The sequence below is a fragment of the Metasolibacillus meyeri genome (assembly GCF_003049505.1).
In the GTDB taxonomy this organism is placed as follows: Bacteria; Bacillota; Bacilli; order Bacillales_A; family Planococcaceae; genus Metasolibacillus; species Metasolibacillus meyeri.
Genome location: NZ_PYWN01000103.1, coordinates 1 through 4629 on the forward strand (window position 1 = coordinate 1; position 4629 = coordinate 4629).

At 38.2% G+C, this 4629-nt stretch carries 4 protein-coding genes; 2 read left to right on the forward strand and 2 right to left on the reverse strand.

Features of this window, described 5'->3' with window-relative positions:
• Window positions 1–110: 110 nt before the first annotated feature.
• Together C9J34_RS15130 and C9J34_RS15135 are read right to left on the reverse strand one after the other, a co-directional pair.
• Window positions 111–1754, reverse strand: coding sequence for a glycerol-3-phosphate dehydrogenase/oxidase (locus C9J34_RS15130; protein ID WP_107841015.1), 1644 nt, complete (start codon window positions 1752–1754; stop codon window positions 111–113).
• A 197-nt stretch (window positions 1755–1951) separates the two neighbouring features.
• Complete coding sequence (locus C9J34_RS15135) at window positions 1952–2707, reverse strand: MerR family transcriptional regulator (RefSeq protein ID WP_107841016.1); 756 nt, start codon at window positions 2705–2707, stop codon at window positions 1952–1954.
• Window positions 2708–2816: 109 nt separating this feature from the next.
• Here C9J34_RS15135 and C9J34_RS15140 point away from each other — a divergent pair, with 109 nt between their 5' ends.
• Window positions 2817–3308, forward strand: a complete 492-nt coding sequence (locus tag C9J34_RS15140) for a tetratricopeptide repeat protein (protein WP_107841017.1) — start codon at window positions 2817–2819, stop codon at window positions 3306–3308.
• A 390-nt stretch (window positions 3309–3698) separates the two neighbouring features.
• Window positions 3699–4628 (forward strand): nuclease-related domain-containing protein, encoded by a 930-nt coding sequence (locus C9J34_RS15145; protein ID WP_107841018.1) that lies wholly within the window; start codon window positions 3699–3701, stop codon window positions 4626–4628.
• Window position 4629 lies beyond the last annotated feature (1 nt).

Sequence of the window (4629 nt, forward strand, 5' to 3'; positions counted from 1 at the left end):
TTCACAGGATGTGAAGTGTTTAGCTTGTGTTCCTTTATCACCAATCAGTGGGGGGATGAGGAAAACCCCCACTGATTGAAGGTTCACTTTATGATAGTCACTGTATCCTATTATTTCGCCGTTGTCGCTCTTGTGATTTCTTGCTCTAGCTCCACTTCGTACTCTTTATGCTGTTCCTCTGTCCAGCTAAGCTGCTTCGCCATTTCCTTTAATATTTCTGCTTTATATTGCTGAACAAGTGCAATATTAAAGAACATGTAGCCTGTACGGCGAATCATAAAGTCGTTCGGATGTGTCACCATCTCATGCTCGATGCTATATCGTAGCTGTGCATATAACCATGCTGGTAGCGCTGTATCATTCATTTGCATAAGAGCTAGCACCGTATCAGCATTGCTACCATAGTGCTGTGCCATATACGTTGCCTGCTGCTCCGTCAAACCAAGCTCAACACCTTTTTTCGTCTGCTTATAAAGAAATGCCTTTAAATTGCGTGAGCCACCAATGTCTCCACCAGAAATAGCAATTTTTTTTGTATCACACGACGCAATCGGTTTATTTAATTTTGGCGCTAAATCTTTTATAACCATATCAAGGACAGTTTCCGCCATTTTACGATAGCCTGTTAGTTTTCCGCCTGCTATTGTAACAAGTCCTCCTGGCGATGTCCATACCTCATCTTTTCTTGAAATTTCGGATGGATTTTTGCCATCCTCATGAATTAATGGACGCACACCAGCCCAGCTTGATTCAATATCAGTATCTGTGACTTGCACTTTTGGGAACATATAATGAATGGCATCCATTAAATAATCGCGATCACTCTGTTCAATATCCATGTCACGTGGATCGCCTTTATAAAATGTATCCGTCGTGCCTACATATGTTTTACCATCACGTGGAATCGCAAATACCATGCGGCCATCTGGCGTATCAAAATAAACCGCTTGACGCAATGGGAATTTTGATTCATCAAAAACGATATGCACACCTTTTGATAAAATTAAATGTTTGCCTTGCTGCTGTCCTTCGATTTTTCGTACTTCATCCACCCATGGACCCGCCGCATTAATAACCGTTTTTGCGCGAATCGTAAAGCTTTCATCAGCGACTAAATCCTGTGCGACGATACCGTTAATTTTTTGGCTATCATCATAGACAAATTGACTTGCCTTTGCATAATTAAGCAATGTTGCCCCTTTTGTAATAGCTGCCTTCGCTACTTCAATTGTTAATCGTGCATCGTCTGTGCGATATTCTACATAAACACCTCCACCAAGTAAGCCCTGTGTTTTCACTAAAGGCTCTTTGCCACGTGTTTGAATCGCATTTAACATATAACGTCGCTCAGAACGTTTAACACCTGCTAAAAAATCATAAACACGCAAACCGACATTCGTTGATAATTTGCCAAATGTACCACCTTTATGAAATGGTAACAGCATCCAAACAGGCGTTGTTACATGCGGACCATTTTCATAAACGATTGCGCGCTCCTTTCCTAACTCTGCTACTTCCTTTATTTCAAACTGCTTTAAATAACGTAAACCACCATGTACCAATTTTGTTGAACGACTCGACGTTCCTGCTGCAAAATCCTGCATTTCTACTAAGGCAACAGATAATCCACGAGCACTTGCATCTAGTGCGATACCGCATCCTGTAATACCGCCACCAACCACTAATAAATCATATTCCTTGCTTTGCAACTCTTGAATTGTTTGTTTGCGTTGTAATGATGAAGCTGAACTCATAGTATTTTCCTCCTCCATGTACGAAAAAAGAGACCATTAAAAGCATATACACGTAATGCATATATGTTCTTAACGGTCTCTCAATCGCTCATACCAGTTATTAACTTACCACCATTTTAATACGTCCATGCAGAAAAGGCAAGTTAAAACATTTTAGGTGTCAGGCACACACACAATTTCCACACAATTCAACAATATTATTTCGTTGCATAGACCACGATGCAGTCATGTAAAAACTGCGATGCACCAACTGTTACACGTTCATCATAATACGCCGTAAAACGCTCATCAGCAACATACATTGCCGCTAACCCAGCATGTGCCTCCTTCGAATAATCCTTCCAAGAAAACATTAACCAACGCTTATGCAGTTCAGCTACTTCATTGCCTAACTCCGAGGATGGATTCCCATCCGCCATTGCCTCATGCAATCGCGCAAATAAGCTTTGCTCCAACTGCCCCATTTCCTCAAACTGCTGCTCCGTCAAGCCTAGCAGCTTCGCATTTGATGCATCAACCGTTTCATCACCATAGCGTGCACGAATTTCCTCACCATACTTTCCTTCGTTTTCTTGAATTAATTGTTCCTTAAAGCCTTTGAATTTCTCTTCATTTGACATAATGATTCCCTCCTGTAATGCTTCGATTGTATGATCCACCGTCTGTAGTAACTGCTGAATCATTGCATTTTTTTCTAACAAATGCTGACGGTGACTTTCTAACGCATTCATCACATGAAAATTAGGTGCATGAATGATGTCTTTAATTTGCTCCAATTTCATATCAAGTGCTCGATAAAATAAAATCTGCTGCAATAAATCAATTTCCTTTTGCGAATAAATTCGATAGCCGGCATCATTTTTCATCGCAGGAGACAGCAATCCTATTTCATCATAATAACGCAGCGTACGTGTGCTTACACCCGATATTTTAGCTAGTTCATTAATTTTCATCTGTTCATCACCTCTACGCTTACTATAAATGTTGACGCAACGTCAAGGTCAACACTTTATGTAAAAAAATTTTTCATTTATAATAATTTTTAAATAGGAGGTAGGCTACATGAATAAAACACAACAATTACATTTTGCCCTAGAACTTCGGAAAGAAAACAAATTAATAGAATCAAATGAACAATTATTACAGCTAGTTGAGCATTACCCTAATGATGCCTATTTACATTATCAATGCGCATGGAGCTTTGATGTTCTCGGCGAAGAAGCTAAAGCCGTTTCTCACTATGAAAAAGCAATTCAAGGTGACCTAAACGATGAGGATATGGCAAATGCTTACTTAGGGCTTGGTAGCACATTTAGAACGCTCGGCAAATATGAGCAATCACAAGAAATTTTATGCAAAGCAATTCAATTATTCCCTAAAAATCAAGCGCTTCAAGTATTTTATGCAATGACTTTATACAATTTAAACGACCATCAAACAGCAATGGAACTACTGTTAAACTGTATCAGCAATAGCTCAACTGATGTACATGTACAAAAATATAAAAGAGCCATCCAATTTTACGCAGATAAGCTGGATGAAACGTGGTCATAGTATGTAATCGAAGCTTCTGATTGGTCATAAAGGAACACAAGCTAAACGCTTCACGTCATATTGGTCTCAATCAGATTTTTGCAGGCTATTGATGCTCAACTTAAACATTTTAGTTTTACCTTATGTTTTAAAGCCTGCTACTCCGCTTTTGTACAGAAAATATTTGCTTTCCATACAAGAAAAAGCTTTGTTTTCACACAATTCACACTGAATAAAACCTCTTAGGAATACAGTTTGCTAAAAGATTTTTATTATAATAGTAGGCATAGCACTATTAACAGCTATACTCTATATTTTTATGTAGCAAAATAAAAGTTTCAACTCTTTTTATTAAATGGTTTCCATTCATTCTTTTTCTCGATTATTATTAATTCAAAGAGGTGAAATTGATTGAAATATAAACAGCTTGAAGTCATTATAAGAAGAGTTGATCCATACCATCCTGATTACAATTATTTTGTTGAGCAGTATGCGTTAGCTACTGCTGGTATTGCGGGTGAGAACGAGGTTTTTTATTTTTTGCAGGAGCTTGCGATACCACATCGAATATTACGCAATTTTTGCACAGTCGATGCCGCATCACACAAACATGAGATTGACTTTGTCATCATTCTTTCATCTTTAATTATTTGTTTAGAAGTGAAAAATATGACGGGACAATTGGATTTTGATGTTGAAGCATCACAACTATTACGCACTCGCTCTGATAGTATAATTGAGCGCTTTCCAAATCCTGTTGAACAGCTAACACGCCATACCCGCTTTCTTTCTTCTCTTTTCCCACAAATTCCTATAGTTGGTGCGGTTGTCATCGCAAATCGCCGCGCAATTATCGGCAGTCGAAGCCCTCATACTCCCATTTTTCATTCAGATTATATTTATAGCTTTATAGAAAAGAGCTTAAAACAACACGCTGAGCCCACGCTTGATATTGATGTATTTTATGAGCAACTTATCGCATTGCAGTCCCTACCGCTAAAACCATTCTCTTTTACGTTAGCACACTTAAAGAGTGGTGTGTTTTGTTCAAAATGTACTTCTAAAATGCATTTTATACAAGGAAAGTTCGTTTGCTTAAACTGTCATCATCAAGATAAATTTGCATATTTTCAGGCATTGCATGATTTTCGTTTATTAGTAGATTCAAAAATCACAAATAAAGAGTTCTGTACACTTTGTGGCATTTCCTCAAGGTATGCAGCCATACGTTTACTCAAGTTTTTGCCAATTATAAAACAGGGACGCCATACTTATTATGAGATTCCTGAACAAATTTCCACTATGGTGCAGGAGGAAAGTCCTGATTTGCCCATGAACTAGC

Bases quoted from the DNA above. Each gene is read 5' to 3' on its own strand.
- C9J34_RS15130 (WP_107841015.1), bottom strand. From the start codon at position 1,754: ATGAGTTCAGCTTCATCATTACAACGCAAACAAACAATTCAAGAGTTG.
- C9J34_RS15135 (WP_107841016.1), bottom strand. From the start codon at position 2,707: ATGAAAATTAATGAACTAGCTAAAATATCGGGTGTAAGCACACGTACG.
- C9J34_RS15140 (WP_107841017.1), top strand. From the start codon at position 2,817: ATGAATAAAACACAACAATTACATTTTGCCCTAGAACTTCGGAAAGAA.